Annotated in this window: 20 protein-coding genes, 2 tRNA genes and 2 pseudogenes; 8 read left to right on the top strand and 16 right to left on the bottom strand. The window is 45.8% G+C overall.

What is annotated here, in order from left to right:
* Positions 1 to 27: 27 nt before the first annotated feature.
* The 3 genes from NZD89_RS03120 to NZD89_RS03110 form a co-directional block, all read right to left on the bottom strand.
* Positions 28 to 1,647 (bottom strand): DHA2 family efflux MFS transporter permease subunit, encoded by a 1,620-nt coding sequence (locus tag NZD89_RS03120; RefSeq protein WP_268006349.1) that lies wholly within the window; start codon positions 1,645 to 1,647, stop codon positions 28 to 30.
* Positions 1,648 to 2,154: 507 nt separating this feature from the next.
* Positions 2,155 to 2,475, bottom strand: coding sequence for a YbjQ family protein (locus NZD89_RS03115; protein ID WP_268006350.1), 321 nt, complete (start codon positions 2,473 to 2,475; stop codon positions 2,155 to 2,157).
* Positions 2,472 to 2,612, bottom strand: coding sequence for an SMP-30/gluconolactonase/LRE family protein (locus NZD89_RS03110; protein ID WP_268008376.1), 141 nt, complete (start codon positions 2,610 to 2,612; stop codon positions 2,472 to 2,474). Before NZD89_RS03110 ends, NZD89_RS03115 begins: the two co-directional genes overlap by 4 nt.
* Before the next feature lie 130 nt (positions 2,613 to 2,742).
* Here NZD89_RS03110 and NZD89_RS03105 point away from each other — a divergent pair, with 130 nt between their 5' ends.
* Together NZD89_RS03105 and NZD89_RS30065 are read left to right on the top strand one after the other, a co-directional pair.
* Positions 2,743 to 2,916: a hypothetical protein gene (locus NZD89_RS03105; protein ID WP_268006351.1), complete on the top strand. Its 174-nt coding sequence runs from the start codon at positions 2,743 to 2,745 to the stop codon at positions 2,914 to 2,916.
* 4 nt (positions 2,917 to 2,920) lie between these two features.
* Positions 2,921 to 3,029 (top strand): annotated as a pseudogene (locus NZD89_RS30065) (divalent metal cation transporter); the annotation flags it as partial.
* A gap of 550 nt (positions 3,030 to 3,579) precedes the next feature.
* On the opposite strand, the gene NZD89_RS03095 reads toward NZD89_RS30065, so the two are convergent.
* Together NZD89_RS03095 and NZD89_RS30060 are read right to left on the bottom strand one after the other, a co-directional pair.
* A complete protein-coding gene (locus NZD89_RS03095; RefSeq protein WP_268006353.1) occupies positions 3,580 to 4,134 on the bottom strand; it encodes a hypothetical protein in 555 nt (184 codons plus the stop codon).
* 23 nt (positions 4,135 to 4,157) lie between these two features.
* A complete protein-coding gene (locus NZD89_RS30060) occupies positions 4,158 to 4,430 on the bottom strand; it encodes a transposase (protein ID WP_431308668.1) in 273 nt (90 codons plus the stop codon).
* A 414-nt stretch (positions 4,431 to 4,844) separates the two neighbouring features.
* Between NZD89_RS30060 and NZD89_RS03085 the strand changes: the two genes are divergently transcribed.
* Positions 4,845 to 5,477: an MgtC/SapB family protein gene (locus NZD89_RS03085; RefSeq protein WP_268006371.1), complete on the top strand. Its 633-nt coding sequence runs from the start codon at positions 4,845 to 4,847 to the stop codon at positions 5,475 to 5,477.
* 417 nt (positions 5,478 to 5,894) lie between these two features.
* On the opposite strand, the gene NZD89_RS03080 is transcribed toward NZD89_RS03085, so the two are convergent.
* From NZD89_RS03080 to NZD89_RS03070, 3 genes are all read right to left on the bottom strand, one after another.
* Positions 5,895 to 5,968: transfer RNA gene (locus tag NZD89_RS03080), tRNA-Gln, on the bottom strand.
* 6 nt (positions 5,969 to 5,974) lie between these two features.
* Positions 5,975 to 6,049, bottom strand: a tRNA-Asn gene (locus NZD89_RS03075).
* Positions 6,050 to 6,198: 149 nt separating this feature from the next.
* Positions 6,199 to 6,864 carry a hypothetical protein gene (locus NZD89_RS03070; protein WP_268006355.1) on the bottom strand — a complete coding sequence of 222 codons (666 nt, stop codon included), beginning with the start codon at positions 6,862 to 6,864 and terminating at the stop codon, positions 6,199 to 6,201.
* A gap of 188 nt (positions 6,865 to 7,052) precedes the next feature.
* Here NZD89_RS03070 and NZD89_RS03065 point away from each other — a divergent pair, with 188 nt between their 5' ends.
* Positions 7,053 to 8,381 (top strand): transposase, encoded by a 1,329-nt coding sequence (locus NZD89_RS03065; protein WP_268003901.1) that lies wholly within the window; start codon positions 7,053 to 7,055, stop codon positions 8,379 to 8,381.
* Between the two features lie 536 nt (positions 8,382 to 8,917).
* On the opposite strand, the gene NZD89_RS29435 is transcribed toward NZD89_RS03065, so the two are convergent.
* Complete coding sequence (locus tag NZD89_RS29435) at positions 8,918 to 9,304, bottom strand: GNAT family N-acetyltransferase (RefSeq protein ID WP_369125233.1); 387 nt, start codon at positions 9,302 to 9,304, stop codon at positions 8,918 to 8,920.
* 46 nt (positions 9,305 to 9,350) lie between these two features.
* A complete protein-coding gene (locus NZD89_RS03060; RefSeq protein ID WP_431308595.1) occupies positions 9,351 to 10,742 on the bottom strand; it encodes an IS1182 family transposase in 1,392 nt (463 codons plus the stop codon).
* Positions 10,743 to 11,910: 1,168 nt separating this feature from the next.
* On the opposite strand from NZD89_RS03060, the gene NZD89_RS03055 reads away from it, so the two are divergent.
* Positions 11,911 to 13,635 carry an ABC transporter substrate-binding protein gene (locus NZD89_RS03055; RefSeq protein WP_268006370.1) on the top strand — a complete coding sequence of 575 codons (1,725 nt, stop codon included), beginning with the start codon at positions 11,911 to 11,913 and terminating at the stop codon, positions 13,633 to 13,635.
* A 184-nt stretch (positions 13,636 to 13,819) separates the two neighbouring features.
* Here the strand turns inward: NZD89_RS03055 and NZD89_RS03050 are convergent, their stop codons facing one another.
* The 3 genes from NZD89_RS03050 to NZD89_RS03040 all read right to left on the bottom strand — a co-directional run bounded on the left by NZD89_RS03050 (position 13,820) and on the right by NZD89_RS03040 (position 16,065).
* Entirely contained in the window at positions 13,820 to 14,293 is a 474-nt protein-coding gene (locus NZD89_RS03050) for a hypothetical protein (protein ID WP_268006369.1), read from the bottom strand.
* An 84-nt stretch (positions 14,294 to 14,377) separates the two neighbouring features.
* Positions 14,378 to 15,814 carry a sensor histidine kinase gene (locus tag NZD89_RS03045; protein WP_268006368.1) on the bottom strand — a complete coding sequence of 479 codons (1,437 nt, stop codon included), beginning with the start codon at positions 15,812 to 15,814 and terminating at the stop codon, positions 14,378 to 14,380.
* A 5-nt stretch (positions 15,815 to 15,819) separates the two neighbouring features.
* Entirely contained in the window at positions 15,820 to 16,065 is a 246-nt protein-coding gene (locus NZD89_RS03040; RefSeq protein WP_268008377.1) for a winged helix-turn-helix domain-containing protein, read from the bottom strand.
* Between the two features lie 9 nt (positions 16,066 to 16,074).
* On the opposite strand from NZD89_RS03040, the gene NZD89_RS03035 reads away from it, so the two are divergent.
* Together NZD89_RS03035 and NZD89_RS03030 are read left to right on the top strand one after the other, a co-directional pair.
* Positions 16,075 to 16,239 (top strand): hypothetical protein, encoded by a 165-nt coding sequence (locus NZD89_RS03035; RefSeq protein WP_268006367.1) that lies wholly within the window; start codon positions 16,075 to 16,077, stop codon positions 16,237 to 16,239.
* Positions 16,240 to 16,438: 199 nt separating this feature from the next.
* On the top strand, positions 16,439 to 16,987 hold the full coding sequence (locus NZD89_RS03030; RefSeq protein WP_268006366.1) for a manganese efflux pump MntP: 549 nt from the start codon (positions 16,439 to 16,441) through the stop codon (positions 16,985 to 16,987).
* 160 nt (positions 16,988 to 17,147) lie between these two features.
* Here the strand turns inward: NZD89_RS03030 and NZD89_RS03025 are convergent, their stop codons facing one another.
* Positions 17,148 to 17,879, bottom strand: a complete 732-nt coding sequence (locus NZD89_RS03025; protein ID WP_268006365.1) for a VIT1/CCC1 transporter family protein — start codon at positions 17,877 to 17,879, stop codon at positions 17,148 to 17,150.
* Between the two features lie 320 nt (positions 17,880 to 18,199).
* Here NZD89_RS03025 and NZD89_RS03020 point away from each other — a divergent pair.
* Positions 18,200 to 19,501: pseudogene (locus NZD89_RS03020) on the top strand (Nramp family divalent metal transporter).
* 404 nt (positions 19,502 to 19,905) lie between these two features.
* Here the strand turns inward: NZD89_RS03020 and NZD89_RS03015 are convergent.
* On the bottom strand, positions 19,906 to 20,811 hold the full coding sequence (locus NZD89_RS03015) for an MFS transporter (RefSeq protein WP_326492939.1): 906 nt from the start codon (positions 20,809 to 20,811) through the stop codon (positions 19,906 to 19,908).
* Positions 20,811 to 21,098 (bottom strand): hypothetical protein, encoded by a 288-nt coding sequence (locus NZD89_RS03010; RefSeq protein ID WP_268006363.1) that lies wholly within the window; start codon positions 21,096 to 21,098, stop codon positions 20,811 to 20,813. Before NZD89_RS03010 ends, NZD89_RS03015 begins: the two co-directional genes overlap by 1 nt.
* Between the last annotated feature and the right edge of the window lie 69 nt (positions 21,099 to 21,167).

Here is a 21,167-nt window from a genome sequence, read left to right as displayed (position 1 = left end):
CTATACTTCAACGAGGCTTCTTGCGCATTACGGTTTTCCGGGCCCTAATAGCAGAGTTTCCGATTGCTTTTTCGTCTTTTGTGGTCTACGCCGCCCTTCACGAATTGCCCGTTCTTTTTTACTTGCATAAAACCATATACCTACCCAAGCGATTGCGCACAAAATAGTAGATACGAAAAACGTATCATTCATCCCTTGCACATATCCTTGATTAGAAATCAGGCCATACATCAATTCACGAGCAGCGTTAAGCGCTTGGACAGCGGTCATCCCCTGAGATTCAAACATATTCTGCATTTTAAGCAGACTTTGTCCTTGGTATGTAGTGGGACTCACCATCCATGCTAACTGCGTTGTATGTAAGGTCGCCTGAGTAGTCATATACGAGGTTAAAATTGCTGTTCCAAGTGATGAAGAAACTTGTCGCACAGTGTTTGTCATAGCGGTGCCTTGGCTTACTAACTTAATAGGTACCGTGTTCATCCCAGCAGTCATAATCGGCATCATTGTCATCCCCATGCCAATACTTCTAATAATATACAGCCATTGAATATGGGCCGAACTTGTTTGTAATCCAAGCGTAGTAAATCCGTAAGTAGAGAGAGTTATCACCAACAACCCGATTAACCCAAGGGGACGAGCTCCAATTTTATCGAATAATTTCCCACTGATTGGCATCATTACTGCTGTCGCCAGTGCAGCCGGGGTCATGAATAGGCCAGTTCGTACTGCGGTGTATCCCATTATGTCCTGGAGGTATAGTGGTAGTAAGAAAATCCCCACAAACATTGCTGTGAAAATAATGGAGCTAATAACCAGACTCATGCTGAACATGTAATTGTTTAACACGCTAAGGTTAAGCATTGGATTTTCAACTTTTAACTCTGTGATTATAAAAAGCACGAGAAAGACAATCCCAATCATGAGAGAGAGAACTACAGTACTTGATTTCCATCCATCCGAAGAAACCTCATTAAAACCATAAAGCAGGCTAAAGAATCCAATTGTCGAAAAGACCAGACCCCAAATATCTAACTTGCCCTTTTGTTCATGAGGAAAATCATAGAGCGAAAAATAACCAAGCAAAACTGCTGCGATCCCGATTGGTACATTGATGTAGAAAATCAATCTCCAACTTGCATAATCAACAAAGTATCCACTTAATACTGGCCCAATGGCGGGAGCTACCATCATCGCAATCCCAAATATACCCATAATAGTCCCTCGACGCTCTGGTGGGAAAATACGATAAATCATGGACATTGCAACAGGCTGCATGAAGGCTCCACCTACACCTTGAATAATTCTGAAAAATAAAATTGAACTTAAATTCCATGACATTCCACATAAAGCGGATCCAATTGTAAAAATTGCAAGAGAGAACAAAAATAACTGTCTTGATCCAAATCGATCTGTTAACCACCCTGATATGGGAATCAGAACTCCTAGGGTCAACATATATGCTGTTAACACCCATTGAATTTGAGCTGTGGTTGTATTTAAATCATTTTCCATGGTTGGTATCGCGACATTTACGATACTAGTGTCCAAAATAGCCATAAATACTCCAAGGATAATGATAACCATTTGCAAAACTGGAGATTTTATGTTGTGAATTTCATACTGGTGCTTACCCGAGCTTTCCACGTTATCAAATCCTTTCTGAAACATAGCTTCTACGGTAATGCACAGCCTTATCCGCACTTATACACAGAAAATTATATTTTTTCCACCTTTATGGATATGCGTTTCTCCATCAACTACATTCATTTCTTCTTGCCTTGGACCCCATAAATGTGAATCAAGAAAAGAATTACTTTACCTTTTTGTGAAGTTAATTAGTTATAATACAATTGCTAAGACAGAAGACTAGCTAACAGAGAGATAATCGGTCTCTGACTCAATAAATCACTCCTTTCACTCACTCGTTTATCGTTTCGTAGTACCTTTGTCCCGTCTTGGGATTAAACCAAACCTGCTGTTTAATCCCCGTCGTTGGATCAACAAATATTTCGTCGGTTTTTATGAAGCCAGTTGGCGTCTTTTGTATTTTTGACCTTAGTCGTTTTTTCCTTGCCCACCAAGTGAATGCTATTGCACCGGCAATCAATAACACGTCTAAAACGTAATACGATACGATAAACTTTACCAACATCATCCCTTGCGCACAACAACGGCTGTGCCATAAGCAATGATTTCAGACATGGTTTGTCCAACTTCACTTGAATCAAAACGCATCATGACGATGGCATTGGCGCCCATTTCGTGCGCATTTTGAACCATCCGATCGATCGCATTTTTTCGAGCGTCTTCCAACATTTCTGTGTATTCTTTAATTTCCCCGCCAACAAGACTCCGTAGGCCTGCGGTGATATTGCCAGCGAGTCCACGACTTCGAACGACCACACCAAACACTTGACCAATCACTTTTTCAATTTGATACCCATGAATGTTTTCAGTTGTAACAACAATCATTTTGTAATCTCTCCCCGTGTAACTTTTGAACCACCCCAGTGAGCAACCCAAATCATCCCTTCTGCATCAACACACATACCATCTGGGTATCCCTCGTTAATGGTAACAACAACTCGCCCGTTAGTGAATCTATGCAGTACAGTGCCCCAGCACCAGGCATATAATTGATGTCCATCGTTGCCTGCCCATAATCGCCGTATGCATCACACTTTCCGTCGTTAAATCGATTGTTTATAACATCTAAAACATCAAGGGGATGTGAATTGCTTGTCTACGACGGATGCGATTTATGAAAACAAGACCGTTATGGCCGCCCGTGACGTGATCCTGTCCCGGCAAAAGGGGATTCGCTCGTTGTTGCCATTCATAGGACCCGCCTTTATCGCGGCTGTGGGGCCAGATCGCTTATCACAGTGTCGTTCCGTGGATTGGCAACAATAATGCCCTCTTGCTCGCGGTCGGAGTCATCGGTGCCACCGTCATGCCGCACGTGGTCTATCTTCACTCCGGCCTCACGCAAAAGCGGGTCGTGCTGAGAAACAATGAGGAAAAGATCCTGGTCAACCGGTTCAGTACAAAAGAGGTCATTATCGCGCTAGACGTGAATCCTACAGGTACTCTCGTCATGACTCAAGTTACACTGAGCATGGTTCTTCCGATTTAGCGCACTCCTTCCCAGTGCAATAACACCTGGTCCCAGTCGCTGTATGTTCATGCGGTTTGAAGCAACAGCGTTTATAGACATCAAATCTCAAGAACCCTTGGCGGCGTTGGTTCGCACGGAGGACGGATTCTCGATACGCAAACTGCAACCATTGAAAAACTAGCCGATCCAGAATGTGCGAGTCGGCTTTTTGCATGTTCTAATGTATACGTGCTACTTAGCTATGATCCGTGAGCCGACGGCAACGGGGCTCCAAGTTCAGAAAACCCAACCTTGCGAAATTCTCCAATCAGGACGTCCATACTGTTATCTCTTACGTAGTAACATCACGACCAGAATTGGTAGTACCTGTAAATACTTCTATAAGGAGATGTGATCCGTCAATTTTCTACATTGGAATATTGACGCTTAGAGCGCGATCCCGATGCGAGGTCGTCGGGTTACCGTCTCGAAGTTGAACTCTTCCGCGAACGGACTTCCTTTTGTTTGTTATTCTGTCCTTTATTTAATGCGCGACCCGATTTGTCCCCACCAACAGCATGTTGTTGTTTCGTGTTCGAACTCTGAATAGCGGCATTAGTGCCTCCTGCACTGTCGATACCTCCACCGCTTGCGACTTGAGTAGCGGATGATGTTCGTTTACCTGTCTTGTTAATTTGGTTGTTTATGACGATCGTAAGTTCTTCGTCGTCTTTCCAGTTTCCATGCTTGTCGTGTGGCTCAGATTGACTCCCCTTCATACCTAGGTTTCTAGCTCTTCCTGCCGCCCCGACACTTTGTTGCTGAAGCGTATTTGAAGAATCAATTGCAGCGTTACTCCCCGCAGCACTGTTTCGACCAGCTCCACTTGCAATTTGTGTGGTATTGGGTGAATTCGTGAACTGGTTGTTGATCACGACCACAATTTTCCTTTTCCCAACAACTGATGATTCAGTCGCTATTCGTTTCCCATCCTTCTCAATCGAAATAACCAGCCTTTCATCGATATCCGCCACCAGTGACCATTCTTTCTGGTTTTTCACATCTTATGCAATGGGTTGTACCCACTCGAGTACTCTCGTGGTACCAAGCCTGCATACGCCATTAATTGCCTTGGATTACGGAACCTCTTGAACTCCCCAATCTCAGCGACCAACGAAGTGGCTACCACCTCAGCTACACCGCGCAACGTTTGTAGCGTCTGAATAACCGGAGCACGCTCGCTCTCCGTCGCCTCCAGATGAATAGCTGCTTCTAGTCGACTGATTCGTCCGTCAATTTCCTGTAAATGATGACGATACTCTTGGAACACGACTTGTTCCCGCCGATCCGCCCAATTCAGCCCATCTAACCAACGCTCATAGCAACCGCAGCGGCTATTTTCTCCTTTGACACATTCATCCCAACAAACTTTGTGATAGTCTTCATAGTAAACGGCTCTTTCGTATGTGGCTCTGCGCTGGTTTCTTAAGATTCAGTGTAATCCACGATGTACGAAATGGGACCGGTGTCGTTCATTATGACTAAGTGACATTACAGCTTCCGTTATTGGACTGAATAACCATGGACCAATCGATGGATGATCTTGTTCAATTGTCGCCTCCATATGTACAACAGTTCTTTGCTTCATGTTGAAAAATCTAATTCGGAGAAGCAAAATCAGGCACTATATATCTATAGCAGTTGCCAATTGGCTCCGCAAAAGTCGTTAGGGAGATGATGCTTTATGCACCAAAATTGGGACTTCATTTTACGGCTCTTGTTATCTGGAGTTTTGGGTGCAGCAATCGGTGTCGAGCGGAAAGTACACTATAAACAAGCTGGCGTACGAACGCATTTTGTTGTTGCTATAGGAAGTGCATTGATGATGATCATATCTAAATACGGCTTTACGGACGTCATAGACAATCATACGATTGTCTTGGACCCGAGTCGGATCGCTGCTCAAGTGGTAAGCGGCATCGGCTTTCTCGGCGCTGGAGTGATTATATTTCAGCGGAATGCCATTCGGGGTCTGACTACAGCCGCTGGGGTTTGGGCAACGGCAGGCATTGGCTTAGCAGTGGGTGCTGGTCAATACATTCTTGGAACAATCTGCACAGTCCTTGTTCTGGTCGGATTTGTCGCCTTGAAGCCCTTGGAACGCAGGTTCATTCGGAATATTCAACATATCATGATTACGGCAAATGACCGTCCAGGACTTATTGGGAGAATCAGTGCGGCGTTAGAACAACTTGGGCTGAGTATTGAGCAAATTTCTATTGACCGTACGGATGAAGAAAAAACCAAGTTGATATTGAGCTATATCTACGTGTACAAAAGCAGATGGCCAATACAGAAAAAGTCATCGAAGTCGTAGCAGAAATAAACGGTGTTAAACAAGTTATAATTCCATCAGAAACATGACTTCAGATACCCAGCTCAATCTTCAGCACAAACCGTTAGTCATATTGGAATTCGGTATGACGCCATGTATATCCATACATGGATAAGCACGCAAACTTGTGGGGCTTAAGCCCCGTTCAATAACGATCTTGATTTCGCCGCGTGCGCACCTTAATACTAACCGCACTTGCCTGTGTTTTCCCCTCTACGTTTCTGTCTCAGCGGTTTACCTTGCTGTACAACTCGCATGTTGTCCGCCTTTGACAAACCACCGGTGATAAAGCGTTATAGCGACATTGGCTGGATGTTGAGTCTGCCGCAATATGAGTTTGACAGGGAGTTGGAGAAACTAAAAACCGCCCCAAGTAGGAGCGGCATAATCTAAACTTATTGGCTGCCGAACTAGGACTCGAACCTAGACTAACTGAGTCAGAGTCAGTCGTGCTACCATTACACCATTCGGCATCAAATTGGCTCCCCGAGTAGGATTCGAACCTACGACCCTCCGATTAACAGTCGGATGCTCTACCGCTGAGCTATCGAGGAATATTTAAGTGTCGGATATATTATACAGCAAACGGCCGTCGACTGACTAGGGCGCGTGTTGATGAATTAATGATATGCCTTCCGCAGGATGAGTCTCATAAGACGATAGAGGAAAGCCGTCCCTAGACTGGGACGGCAATAGTGCTACGTTAATTGATAGATGTAACTGTAACGTTATTACTCGTGCTAGTAGTCGTTGTCGTTGGCGCTGTTGACTTTTCAAGATTGATTGCTTCTTCGGTGTAATGAATAGCAGAGGACTGCAGTTTCAAGATGGAGTCCTGCAAGGCTTCTAATCCACCATTGTAGGATTCTGTATTCCATCCATTATCGGTATTGCATGCGGTTATTTGACGATTCACTTCCTGCAATTGCTTTTCAATTCCATTGTGTTCCGCCACAGCCTTTTGCAGTAAGTTCTTTTCATGCGAATGATGTTCGTATCTTCCAACTAAATCCCAATCTGTATTAGCTTGTTTAAGAAGTTGCTCACGCTTCAGTTGAAGTTTCTTTACTGTGTCACTCACCGTATGTACTTGAGGAATCGACGTCTTAGCGTTGGACAACGCTTGTTCAGCAGAGTACAAAGCAGATACCTGAGTGTTGATGCTTTGTACAGTGGATAGCAAGTCGGTAACGGTCGTATTCGACGACGAAGAAGGGACTTGTGCCAGTAGAGACTGTTCTTTTGTCAAATTAGTTTGGTATTGGCTATCGAACGATGTTGTTGCCGCAAACGCCGATGTAAGACCCATTGTCGCAACAGTTGCAGATGCTGTGAAACCCACGATAACTTTTCCCAGAACTTTGTTCACCGGTTAAATCCTCCTCAGTAGTATTGATGCGTCATATTGTTTCGACGTGAATCAACAACTTATGAGGGTAGAGACATTTATAGAGCGTGTCCGAAAAGCCCGCAATTTTGAGTAAATAGCAAAACGCACCGATCCGCAAAACTGGTAAAATTGAAGGTATCCAGCCGTCAAATTTTCCAGTTCTGGAGGTGCGTTTTTCCATAGATTTGCAGTTAGACCTGCTTCCATACGCCTATTATAACACGCTTGGCTTCGACCCCGAACTCGTTGATTACGTAGATCACATTGACGACTCATTCCTGGACCTGCTCGTCGGACCCCTGTACGACAAGAGAGGACGCAGACCCGCATCTCCAATCGCCTATTTCCGGATGCACTATCTGTATTTCACTAGGCCGGAGATTACCTCATTCCGTCAATTGTGCAAACAGTTGCGAGACCCAAAGAACCAGGCGTGGCGCAGCTTCATCGGTGTACCCAATCCAGCAAAGGTTCCGTCACACCAGAGCCTGAGTGACTTCCGTAACAAAGTAGGGCCGGACGTATTCGAACAAATTCGTGACGAGTTTATACGTCAATCCATTCACATGGAGGGATTCATCCAGGACACCCTCGCCGCTATTGACTCTCGTCCGATTTACGCCAATGTCAACGGATACAAGAAAAAACGCTGCGATTGTGAGGTTAAGTCAGTTTGCACATGTGAAAAAACGTTTTCTGACCCGGACGCCACCTATGGGGCACAGCGCAGCAAGGTGAACCAGAACCGTTTCTTCGTTGGTTACCGGAAGCACTCGATTGCAGTAAGAACATCTCAAGGACCTGTGGCCTTGTTGTCTATCCTTAAGCCTGCGAATGTGGGCGACATTCGAGTGATGCTTCCACTGATAGAGAAACTCCGGCAGATTAACGAAATGCGCACTCAGTATCTCGTTGCCGACATGGGTTACATAGATGCGGATGACCAGAAGGAGGCATACCACAAACACAGTATGGCTGTGGTTACAGGGTTTCGCAGTGGTATGGTGATGCCAGAGGAATGTAATGAACATGGGCAACCTGAGTGCGAACAAGGCGAACGACTGATTTGGGATGGCTTTGACTGGAAAACGGCCACTTCCTGGTTTCGTGGGGACTCAGAGAAATGCCAGTCATGCCCGCTATCCGGGGTATGCAGCAGGCAATTCGAATTTTCCTTTGACGACAAACCGATTGCATACGGCCCGGTGCCACAAGGCACCATGCTGCATGCCCAGATGCTTGATTTCAGAAGGCAGATTGAGCTGTCCTTTGCGCAAGAGTCCAATGAGTTGACAACAGTTATGAAACACAAGAAGGTGCCTGTACGAACAAACAAACGAGTACAGTCCTTCTTCACCATGCAGGATATATTCCAGCTCATGCAGGCGAGGATAGGTCACATTCGAGAGACCATGCTGCCTGATGACCACATAGAGCGAATTACACAAATGTATACAGTCCAGGCCGAGCAATTGAAACTCGATATCGCTGCATAGGCAAGCAGAACCTGGAAAATAAACAAAAGCCAATGTTACTGACAAGGGGTTCGTGCGCCCATTTTCAAGGGTGAGCAGGCAATGTGTTCCCATACGGAGGCATTCACCAAATTACCAAGTAAACTTATCCCATATCAGGAAGCCTGTATTCATGTATTTGGCTAGACATTTACTCGAATCGGATGCTTTTCGGACAACCTCTTATAATCCCAAATAGACGATTAAAGATGTCTTATGATTTAAGTGAGCCTTTTGCAGAATGCATTCTATCGACACTTCATACGCCATATATAGTGTCTTAATTACTTTTTATACGCTATATATGTTCATTTTAGTCATGAAAAACGAATTCTGCAAAACCCTCAAGTAACTAACCCTTATCATATCCGATCGTTGATTCAGCGCCATCTTATCCACATCCATCACCAAACGGTCAGGAAAGCTTGCACTGACATCATTTGATTTTTTGATGTGAATTCTGAGTTAACCTACCCGTTTACTGAAAAAGGCGTTTACTGTCACATAACTCCTTTAGTTCAACAACGGTTGGACGGTCTTATATACAAATTCACGATAAACAGAGAATCCGTGTTTTTTGTAAAAGTTCTTAGCCACTTCATTGTTAGCCCAGTAATCCAATTCAACTGTTTGAATACTTTCTTTTTTGCTAGTTCATATATGTAATTCATTAACGCCGTTCCATATCCCCGTCGCTTTTGATTATCCACTATGCTTATTTGATGGACAAACAATGCTCGACGTTCTTTAATGAAGGCGTTTTGAGGGTAGTGTCTCAACTCTATCCATGCGTAACCGAGCGGTTCATTATCTTCTTCTAGGAGCGTGTCCGAGTATTGCGGCTTAGACTTTCTGCATTTGAGTTCAGTTCCATATTTTATTCGACTATGGGTGACTTTCCCCATGGGCACTTACTTCATTAGACGGGGACTGGTCGGTTAAGCACCATCTTTAGCACGTTGCCCAGTTTATATGACCGTATTTGAATATCTTAAGCAGATTATGGCACATGGTAACTAACGACCATTCTCCTCTGACCTTCTCAAGGCTTCGAAGTGAGAATTGGTCGAATCGTCGACAACCCTTAATTTGACCGTACACAGGCTCTACGATAGCCTTGCGTCTCGCGTAGACGGCACGGCCCTTCTTTGTTTTTAGTTTCCGAGTCATACGTTGCTTAATGGTGTAGTGTTTCGGTATTCGTCCTCTCGGTGACTCAGGCACTTCATTGTGCTTTTGACGACCTGTTGCGATGTATGGGTCAATTTCTTTCTCTTGAAGCCATGTCACGTCGTCTTCGGCAAAGTAGCCAGCATCACATGAGATTTTGTGCATCGTCGCTTTCGTATTCTCCGCCGTCATTTCGACCATTGTACGCAGGACACCGTGGTCATTTGTGTGGTCTATAACATCTGTTGCAACAATGATTTGGTACTCTTCATCGACGACAGCCTGCACATTGTATGCTTGGATAAAGCCGTCTTTCGATTTCATAATGCGAGATTCCGGATCCGTGAAGTTGCGTTGAGCCTTGTCCTCCGGAACACCTGCGAGATGACTCTCCTTGCGTGGACGACCGCGTTTCCTGGCGCCTGTCTGGTTGGTGGGGCCGTTGTCATCGTCCTTCTTGTCTTGTTGTTCGTCTTTCTGTTGCTGTTGTTCCACTCTTTCCTTGGCCTCTTTCTCCAGAGAGGACATTGCTTCCTGAATTTTTGCCAACCGGGTCTCTCTACGGGCTAACTCTTCAGGGAGTTCATCGCCCATGGTGTTACCGTACTTTTTATCTTCACTATGGTCGGTGCGTTCAGCCTGCTGCGTAAGCTCGGCGATTTCTTGGCGGAGTCGTTGCTCTTGCTGCTTCATCCGCTCGTAACTCATCGCTTTATGTTTGGATGCGTTTGCCCGAATCTTGCTGCCATCCAGCGATACATGCCCGAGCTTAACCATCCCTGCATGTTGGGCAATCTTCAAGACTTCCAAGAAAAGTTCTTTGAAGGTGACCAAATGGCGTTTCCGAAAATCACTGATTGTCCGGAAATCCGGGAACTGATTTGCGGACAGGACTCGGAACGCCACTACATCCTGACAGGCCTTTGCGATCTTTCTGGAAGAGTACATGCCTGTGCAATATGCGTAAACCAGAATCTTCAATAACATTGCCGGGTGGTACGGGGGAAAACCTCGCAGTTCTTGTTCGTACTGTTTTGTAATGATGGAGATATCGATATGATCGACCACATCACTGACAAAGTTCGCCAGGTGGCCGTCAGGTAGCCATTCATTTAACCCCGGTGGTAGTAGAATGAGTTGGTTCGGGTCGTAGTCACGAAACTTTTTTCCCAAGATTCGAAGCCTCCACTGTGAATACCAATACAGGGGACTTCGTTATTGATCCGGAAATTTCCTTTTACAAAATACTTCAGGGATTACTCGGACACGCTCCTAGAAGAAGAAAAATAAAAGCTTCACTTTTTACCAGCTTCTCAAAGGAATCTCGGATCGCTTCGAAGTTGTAGTCTGTAAAATGCTGCGGATATAGTGATACGTGTAGGTCATGGATGGGTTTGTTTAACCGTGCAATTAACTCAAAATCGGTCGTTCGAGTAATTTTCATTCTCTGCTCACCCTTCACGGGACGTTTTCATAATTTTACCGCAACTTAGTTATCGTGATGATTCCACGTTGAATGAGTTCAGTTGAAAGGTGATACAACCCTGCCAGAGCCATTCGTGTAACACAAATATTTCTATAGATTCAAGACTGAGATACACAACAGAGCTGCCGAACAATCTTGGATCCGCAATCGACAAATAAAAGCTCGGAAAAGTCGAACAGGCAACCCATATGAACCGCAGAATCGCGCGTTGGAATGCATTCCTCCTAATGAGTACCGACAACAGATCATTAAGTTCCAAAACCAGTGGTCCAATAACGAGCTGTCAAGAGTGGTTGAGCCACATGTTGCGGTAAAAGCTCAAGGTGGACTAACTGAAGACTTAGCTTGGATAGACAGGGTTAGAGGAGCTAGTTTTTGTTATGCTTTCGTACTTGAGATATAGTGTGAGATGTTAATGAAGTGAAGGTAGGAAGATGATAACTTGGATTTAGAAATACCTTTTTCAAACCGAATGAAGCCCCAAGTACTAACCATTCATCCCGATGTAAAATCATTTATCGACATGAATAATGCATTGGTGTACTGCCCAATGGCAGACGACAATGTTGAAAAACGTGATTGCGAAAGCTGCACGTGGTACGAACATAACGTGTGCAGTCGATTTTAATGATGCGAGCCTCTGCGGAGGCTCGTATTGCTTTTTCGCATTTCAGGGTAGCTCGTTCCACAGAGAGGTACACACAGAATGACCGGGGTTGATATGGTAATTACTAGATAGCAATAAATTAAGTTGCATTAATGATTTTAAATGAATATAATCTTTATCCGTAATAACTCATGTTTATGCACAAATATCTAGACTAGGCGATAGATACAGAACGGGGGATTTATGAGATGAATTCAGGATGGAAGCGTGGCATAACCGGCCTACTTTCAATTGGCGCTCTTGGTCTGATGCTTACCGGGTGTGGTACATCCACAGGTAACAATGGTGGAACAGGTGAAGCATCCACCATTACGGATAACGAAAAACCGCAAATGGGTGGCAATCTAACACTTGATTTAAGTCAGGCAGTCCCAGACGTGGACCCAGCGATTGGCTACGATACGACCTCGTCAGAGATTTTGTATCAGCTCTACGAGCCATTGGTCACGTATAAGAAAAACACCTATCAAATCGTTGGCGACCTCGCGAAGTCGTACGACGTATCTGCAGATGGTTTAACCTATACGTTTCATCTCCGCCAAGGGGTGAAATTCTGGAACAACGACCCGATGACTTCCAAGGATTTTGTGTTTGAGTTAGAGCGGATTCTCAATCCTAACATGAAACCAAATCCATCACCAGGAAGTTCGTTCTTCATGGACATCGCTGGTGCACAAGCATATTACAACGGACAGACAAAGACAATCAGTGGTGTTAGCACACCGAACGACAGCACGTTGGTCATTAAACTAGTCAAACCAGAATCATTTTTCTTACAGGTGTTGGCACTCCCGTTCTTGTCAGCAGTTGATCCGAAATTTGTCAACAAAGTGGGAAATGCTGCGTTCAACACAACTGAGGCCATGGGCACCGGGCCGTTCGAACTCGTGACCAACAACCAGAGTCAGGTTGTTTTGAAGCGGAATCCAAACTACTGGCAAAAAGATCAATATGGAAACCAATTGCCTTATCTGAACCAAATCACCTTTAATGTGAATTCCAATACTCAGCTCGATGAGATGCATTGGGAGCAAGGTCAAACCGGCTTTTTAAGCCCGTGGGTCACTGGTGGGAACGGGATTCCAACGTCCTCGTATCCGTCCATTATGGGTAACCCGCAATACAGCAAGTTGGTTCAAAAGCAAGCAGAAAACTCGGTGGCTTACGTTGGCTTGAACGTCAGCAAAACGCTGGATGGGAAAGCCAATCCGCTCAGCAACATCGACGTTCGTAAAGCCATTGAGTATGCATTCAATGACCAACAGATTGTGAAGTTGAACAATGGGGCAGTCTTGCCATTGAATCAACCGTTGCCAAGCGGCATGCCAGGGTACGTTCAACATTTGAATTCTGATGCGACGTATACCTTCAACCTCACCAAGGCAAAACAACTGTTGAAACAAGCGGGTTATACACACGGTCTCACGTTAACCTTGTGGGATCAAAATACACCTGATGCGAGAAAGATGGATCAAGCCTTCCAATCCATGATGCAACAAATTGGCATTACGGTGAAAATCAACGAAGTATCGTGGAGCGATTTTCTAGCCAAAGAGATGTCGGGCGACGCCCAGATGTTCTGGGGCGGTTGGTCACAAGATTTCCCTGACCCATCGGACTTCCTAAACACGCTGTTTAACTCGAATCAACGTCCACAAAATAATAACACCATGTACGATAATGCACAGGTAGATGCGTGGCTAAACGAAGCTGAGTACATGACCAATCAGTCACAGCGCAATGCCCTCTATGGCAAGGTTACGAACCAAGTGATGGCAGATGCAACCTGGGTGCCAGTTTATCAGTTCACTGGTTACTATGCAGTACAATCATGGGTGCATGGCTTTTACACCAGCCCTGTGTTGTTTGATCCATTCCAATATATCTGGATCGATCAAAATCACAGTAGTTAATGCGTACAAGCCACTCGTCGTGTAATAGGAAACGAGCCTCTTCGGGGGCTCGTTTTTTTGTTTGGTTAATACAACGTCGAAGAGTGTCACCGGTGATACACAGCGCCGTGAGCATTGTCCTGGTGGCCCACTTGTATGGTGGCGTGAGAGGCCGGGGGCTAGGTGCCCCCTCCTACTCAGAAGTTCAACTGGTCAGTCCAATACGGGAAGTTACGGAAACGGCCTGCACATTTTTCAACTGTTGTTGTTTGAGACCAATGAGGCTTTGCAAGTCGGTTGCTTTGGTCTGCAAGTCAGTGACCAACCTTGCCCAGTTTTTAGACTGGCGATCAGACTTGATCGTGGCAGAGTCACTCTCGAGTTTTGTACGTACCGAAATGACCTGTTGATGCGTCTTCCGAATCGCTTGATAGGCGATTGGGTTGTTCTTTTTCAGGTGTTGACCTTTAAAGCCCTCGAAATACGTCTTCAACTGCTGATTCAATTGCTGACGTTGTTCCTGAAGTGATTTGATTTGCTGACGTTCCGTCTGAATTTGAGAGGCATATTGACTTCGTCCAGTGTCATTTGTAGTACCTGCGTAGGCGACAGCACCCGTTGCAGACATCGTCACCAACAAAGCTCCGACGATGCCCAGGATCTTGGTTTTCATCTTCACAAGCAATTCCTCCTTACAAATTTCCATAGAATGTTGGCTCATCTGAAATCGTAAGGGCGAATTGTGTCGCGAATATGACAGCGCTCAAAAACTTTTTTGCGTCGTGTGAGTACCTAAGAGCGGAAATCGAAGTGTGAATGTCGTGCCCTCTCCAATTACGGATTCTACGTGAATCCGGCCGTGCATCAGCTCAACCAGATACCTTGTAATAGTGAGGCCGAGCCCACTCTGGTTCCGGTCTGTCGTGCGCCCTGAACGTCTGGTGTAAAAGCGTTCCCAGATGTGCGGAAGCGCTTCTTGCGGAATTCCTTCACCCGTATCGGAGATTCTTACATGTAATTGACGGTCGACAACAACGCTTGAGATCGAAATCCCCCCAGTAGATGTGTGACGAATGGCATTATCGAGAATATTGAATAGGATTTGAGTGAGCCGTTCGGGATCTCCCCAGATGGTGATAGATTTGTCAGAATAGAATTCCTTCCACTCAATCTGTTTCTCGTCCATACGCACTTTAACTCTGTCCCGCACACTTTTTACAACGGTCGCCCATTGGACTGCTTCCAGATTTAGTTGGATTTGCCCAGTTTCGATAGCGGACAAGTCTAACATAGAGTTCAAAATGGCATTGAGTCGCTGTAGTTCACTATACGCCGTTGCGAGATACTTCTGGTGTTGCGATGGTGGGATGACATCCTCCAAAATCCCTTGGATAAAACCTCTCACGGAGGTGAGCGGCGTACGCAGTTCATGAGATACGTTGGCGATGAGGTCCTTACGCATACTTTCTAAGCGCTCCAGTTGAATCGCCATCGGATTAAAGGTTTCGGCTAATTGTCCCACTTCATCTTTGCTTTCGACGGAGATTCGCTCGCGGAAATTCCCTTGTCCGAAAGACTGAACGGCACGGGTCATGCGGACAAGCGGTTGTGCGAATCGTCTTGTCGTCAGATAGAGAATGACAATAGAGAGCAGCAGAATTGGCCAGGCCACAAAAAATATGATTCTAGTGACTTGTCCCAGTTGAAGACCCTTGACAAATGTATGGAGAAACAGGGCGCCGACGACACTTCCGTCTCGTCGAATAGGGAGGCCAACTGTCAGTGTCGCTTCGCGGTCGAGCGTGCTGAACGGCCCGATGAATTGGATCCTCTGGCCGTCTAAGACACGTTTCACCTCACGGGCATTTCGAATTTGGTCATGACTGATGAGGTAACTGGTCAACCGCTGTATCTTCTTTAAACCGCTACCGTCACCTAGCAACAGAATATTGGCGGAGGTGTTGTCGACTTTCTTATCGTGGGAAACGAGCCGTTCGAAGGCGGGGTCCAACGTTTGTTGGCTAGTGGCGCGCTCTAAATAGGGTAGCATTTCCTGGACTTCCCGATTCAAGACGACCAATCGCTGTTGCGCGAGAAAGTGTTTGATTTCAGAGTTAAGGGCGACGGAAAGCCCGGTGAAACCGATCACAGCTACGCTGATGTAGACCATCAAGGTCTTACGAAAGAGGGAGGTCAACATCCGCATCACTCCACTTTGAATTTGTATCCCATCCCGCGAATCGTGACAATGGCCCACTTCTCCCTATCATGTCCCAACTTCTGCCGCAGCCGCTTGACAAATACATCGACGACTCGATCATCCCCTGCATAATCAATACCCCAAACTAAATCCAGCAACTGTTGCCTACTCAATACGTCGTTTGGATTTTGGGCGAAGATTAGAAGCAGCTGATACTCTCGGGTTGTCAGGTCGACTGGTGAGCCAAGAATTGTGGCGGTGTGACCGACGGTATCGATGCACAGTTGGTCGAACCGAAGATGCGTCTTCGGCGTGATATTGGCGCGTGGATGATAGGTTCGACGAAGGAGACTTCACCGCATTGCTACGACCATATTACGAAAATCTCTGTCTGGCGTACAGCTACCATCAAGGCCAACGGCTAGAATGACGCACCCCAGTTAGCGGGATCGTCTTCCCTAGCGAGTGCCCCTTTTCGTCCAATAACCGGACATGTTCGGTCACTGAGATTTAATCCATTGTATAAATAGTAAGAATCTAAGGAGATCCCAGTGGATCAAGCACGGCATCTTATCTCTCCTCGATGCATAAATAATACGAGCATACAAGGAGGCTTTCATTGTTGTGATAACCAATTACAAAGAAGTGGTTGAATTGCTGGTTGCAATTCTGACACTTGGAATTGATGTGTTCTTTGTTGGTGCAGGACTTGGTACGAGTAATGTTAATTCAAAGACACTGAAACTTTTTCTTGTATATATTGGCTCATTTCACGTACTGTTTTCCTTCGTTGGGATTTCGATTGGTACGTACCTGCACCAGCTTATCGGTACTTTTTCCGAACTAATAGGCGGATTGGTCATCCTTTCAACGGGGTTGTTCTTCTTTTTAACTACCATCATCAGTTCTAAAGAAACAAAAGGATCGTCGTACCCAAAGATTGTGACCCTTGCCTTCGCAGCAAGCACCGATTGCTTTTCGGTTGGAATTGGCGTCTCTATGCACCTGCACATGATTTTGGGTATGCTTTTTGGCTTTACTTCCATCGGAATACTGTCATCTTACCTCGGTATTCGACTGGGTCGGAAAATCGGTGGACATTTCGAGTCATCAGCTGATCTCGTCGGGTCACTCTGCTTGATTGCAGTAGGCGGATTGTTTTTAATTTGGTAAGCGTCGTGACTCTGATTCTTTTCTGTCCTCTTATGCCCCACTATAAGGTTCTGGGTGTTTGCGCATGTTTAAAACGCGATTTCTAACTAAAGGGCAACACATTCGCACTGCCCCACTTCTATGGCGTATAGGTATGTTGACCTCGTTTCTCAACTCGGCACTAACCCAATACAACATTGCCTAAGAGCCCCAATGCGTAAGAGACAACCCCCACAATAATCCCTGCCATCGTCATTTCCAATCCGCTAGACCACCAAGAACGAACCGTAACAAAACTCTTCGCAGCACCAACTACAAAGTGTGCCAATATAGAGACAATCGCTGCAAGGACTAAGGCTAACCTACCGCTGCAAAAGAAAAATGGTATCAGAGGGACGATTGCCCCGACAAGTGTTGATATAGATCCTGATATCGCAGATGACCATGGGTTGCCTTTTGCAGACTCATGAAGTCCATGTTTCTCCTGTGCAATGGTCTGAAGGAACATCTTGTCATCCTTCGCAATGGTTCTCGCGATGTACTTAGCGTCCGTCTCATTAAAGCCCTTTGCTTGATAAATCAACGACAGCGTTTCAAGTTCACTTTCCCGTTCGGTTTCGATTGACTTGCGTGCACGTGATAAGGTCGTGTCCATCAGTTCGTTCTCTGACTTTGTTGCGAGCCATGCACCTGCACCCATTGACAAAGTGCTCGCTAAAGCGCCGAAGAGACCAGAGATTAAGATTGTGTGACTGTTGGACGTATACCCTGCCACACCTGCAATAATCCCAAAGATGGCACCTAAGCCATCGTTAACACCATATATCGCATCGCCAATCCAGTCTGAAACGCTACTCTTTTTTTCCTTGCCTACCACTTCATCAAGTCGTTTTGACGGAGAAAGGCTTGCCATGCATATCACCTCTTTATTCGTAATACAATGTGAGTATTAAATTTAGATCCATTCTAAGTCAACGCTAATTTCCCCAATTAGATACATCCATATCAGGCGGTTCAGTTGTTCCAAACGCAACGAGTTGACCTCACCTAACTTCCTTTTGAGCTCATCGCCGAGTTGACTAAGCCCACACTTTCTGGTTGTTTCCCGTCTTTCCCCATATATTTAAGCGCACATTTTATTAACAGGCGGAATATAATGGGCTCAGAAAGTTTCCCTTAGCTAAAACTGTTGTGCAGCCACAACATTGACTGGATAGAGAAGTGGAAGGTGGTATGAACTTGAGTACATCGTCGGTTCAAGTGGAAAGCAAGGCGGTCTCTGCGGCGCGGGAATCCATCACACACAAACGGAAAGGCATTCGTGCCCTGTTACCCTTTCTTGGACCTGCATTCGTTGCTTCTATTGCCTACATTGATCCTGGTAACTATGCGACCAATATTCAAAGTGGTTCTGAGTTCGGATATAAGCTGCTCTGGGTAGTTGTGCTCGCGAACCTGATGGCAATGCTGATTCAAAACATGTCCTCCAAATTAGGTATTGCAACAGGATAGAACCTACCTGAAATGTGTCGTGCGTATTACCCAACGTGGCTGTCTTACATCATGTGGGGATTTTCCGAGGTCGCAGCGATGGCCACGGACATTGCGGAATTCTTAGGGGCAACACTTGGATTAAATCTGCTATTTCACATACCGATGCTGTTTGCCACTTTACTAACGGGTATTACCACGTATCTCATTCTCATGTTAGAACGTCTGGGCTTTCGGCCGTTAGAGAAATTCATCACTGCGTTTGTAGTCGTGATTGCCGCGTGTTTCGTGATTGAGACGGTACTATCAAAACCACAGTTTAGCCAAATTGCCTATCACAGTGTCGTTCCTTGGATGGGTAACAGTGATGCGGTATTTCTTGCAGTGGGCGTCATTGGTGCAACCGTCATGCCTCACGCCGTGTATCTGCATTCTGGACTCACGCAAAATCGAATAACCGCTCGGAATGACGAGGAGAAACGCCACATATTCCGCTTTAACACTAAAGAAGTCGTCATCGCCATGTCCCTTGCTGGGTTAATTAATCTTTCGATGATGTTTATGGCAGCCTCAGCGTTTCATGGCTCAGGGCACACAGGCATCGCCGATATCCAATCTGCTTATAAGATGCTCACGCCACTTCTTGGGCCTGCGGCTGCATCAGCGTTCTTGGTCTCACTCTTGGCTTCGGGTATCTCCAGTTCAGCGGTCGGTACCATGGCAGGCTCTGTCATAATGCAAGGATTTGTCGGATTCACCATTCCATTGTGGATTCGGCGTGTCATCACCATGTTACCAACTTTTCTCATCGTCGCGCTGGGCATTGATCCCACACGGACACTTGTCATCAGCCAGGTTGTGCTGAGCCTTGTGTTACCCATGCCGATCATATCACTGATTTATTTCACAAGACGACGCGACATCATGGGTGTTCTCGTAAACAAGCGCATAGTCACCTACGCAGCAACGGTCTGTGCCTTCATAATTTTGGTGTTAAACCTGTTGCTCTTGTACCTATCCTTTGGTGGATCTCTCCCGTTCTAAGCACCCAAATGCCCTGTAAGGGGGACTCTAAGATGGAATCCAATGAATGGTTAATCGGTGAAGTGCCGTAGCGTTACTCTTAGGATTTTCATATATTTTCGATGAATTCTATCCTGTGCCCGCCAAGCAATGTCCTGAATCTTGGGGCTCTGCCCTTTTCTTCCCCCCGCCAGGGAGCCATCTCGGACTAATGGCGGCAGCGTTTGAACTATCTTCTAGCGCATAGCTGGTTCGAGAATTCTCCACATCGGGCGCTTGGCCTCGAGCTCAACTTTCAAACCTTTTTGGTGTAAACGGTCTCGTGCTTTCCACGCTATCGCCCGAACTTGTGGAATTTGCCCTTTAAGGGCTGGTGGGTATCGGTAGCTCCACGCAGCTTCAACAAGTAACGCCTGAAATGAGCATTACCCGTCTTTGTTATTCAAAACTTTCCTAGACAATGCCGAACCTGAGTAAACGATCGTGAATAACGTTGTCAGAAGAAGGAACGAAAATCCAACCAACATCCAGAGATTTTGAACTACACTCAGTTGATCCATCAGCCATCCAAACATCCCTGGTATAGCTGCTCCACCTACACCTGCAAAAACCGTCACTAGCCGGGTGACACGTGGTCCGTGTCCAGGAAAGGTGTGATTTGCATAAACCATCGTGACCACGAAGATTCCAGACATGCTAAGTCCGATAAAAAAGGTTATCACGTAGGATAGAATCACATTTCGCCAGGTAGCCATAACAATCAAGAGTAGTAAAGTAGCGCTAATACTCGAAAAAAGAAAGCTTGAATACGATACCTTTCGGATTGCCCACCCTGTCAAAGTTCGTCCAATCACCATCGCCGTCCAAAAGACGGTCACAGTTAGAGAAGCCACATTACCACTCTGCCCAAAATAAGAAATGAAGATTGCTGGAAGGAAATTATTGAAGCATGATTCTAACCCTACGTATAGGAGAATCATGAACAAAAACAGCGTCATAAATAACAACCTGGACCCAGTTCCCGTCATATCGGGCGGTCGCGTGTATGCATCCCTCGGCCCCTCATTTACATTCAACTCGGGTTTTATCGGGATTAGAGTGCAAACGAAGGAGAGTAATAGCGCAAGAATGCCAACAATCCAGAATCCAAATCGCCATGCATGAGCGTCAATCAATCGACTTTCGCACAACGGGATGGTTAAACAACCCAAGCCAAAAGCAACTTCTAAACGACTCATAATGACGGCACGTCTTCCCTCAAACCACTCAATCATGGACGATGAAATTGTAGTCTGCATCATGGACAACCCAATACCGTTCAAACAAGACATCAGGACGGCAATTTCCAACCGTGGAAGACAGCCGATACTGGTCTCCGCGATCCCGATAGCACTCCAGACAACATGATGGCTATTCGATGCCCATACCGCCGCACAACCATTGCAGAAGCCGGAACACCAATGAGATAACCGGCAAACTGCAGGAAAACGAACAGACCTCCCAACGCATAGGACGCTCGATAATGAGCGAGCAAAGACGATAAGACTGGTCCAAGCACGGCAGTCGACAGCCCGTTCATGAAATACATCCCACAGGACATCCATACGTAGGACCGCATGTTATCTCCCCTCAAACGGTGAAATATAGATACGATTGTACGTGTCCACCCAAGCAACAACCTCGGAAT

This window comes from Alicyclobacillus fastidiosus, from assembly GCF_026651875.1.
GTDB classification, from domain to species: domain Bacteria; phylum Bacillota; class Bacilli; order Alicyclobacillales; family Alicyclobacillaceae; genus Alicyclobacillus; species Alicyclobacillus fastidiosus.
The sequence above is the reverse complement of the archived record's forward strand: the minus strand, read 5'-3'. Positions and strand labels throughout refer to the sequence as shown.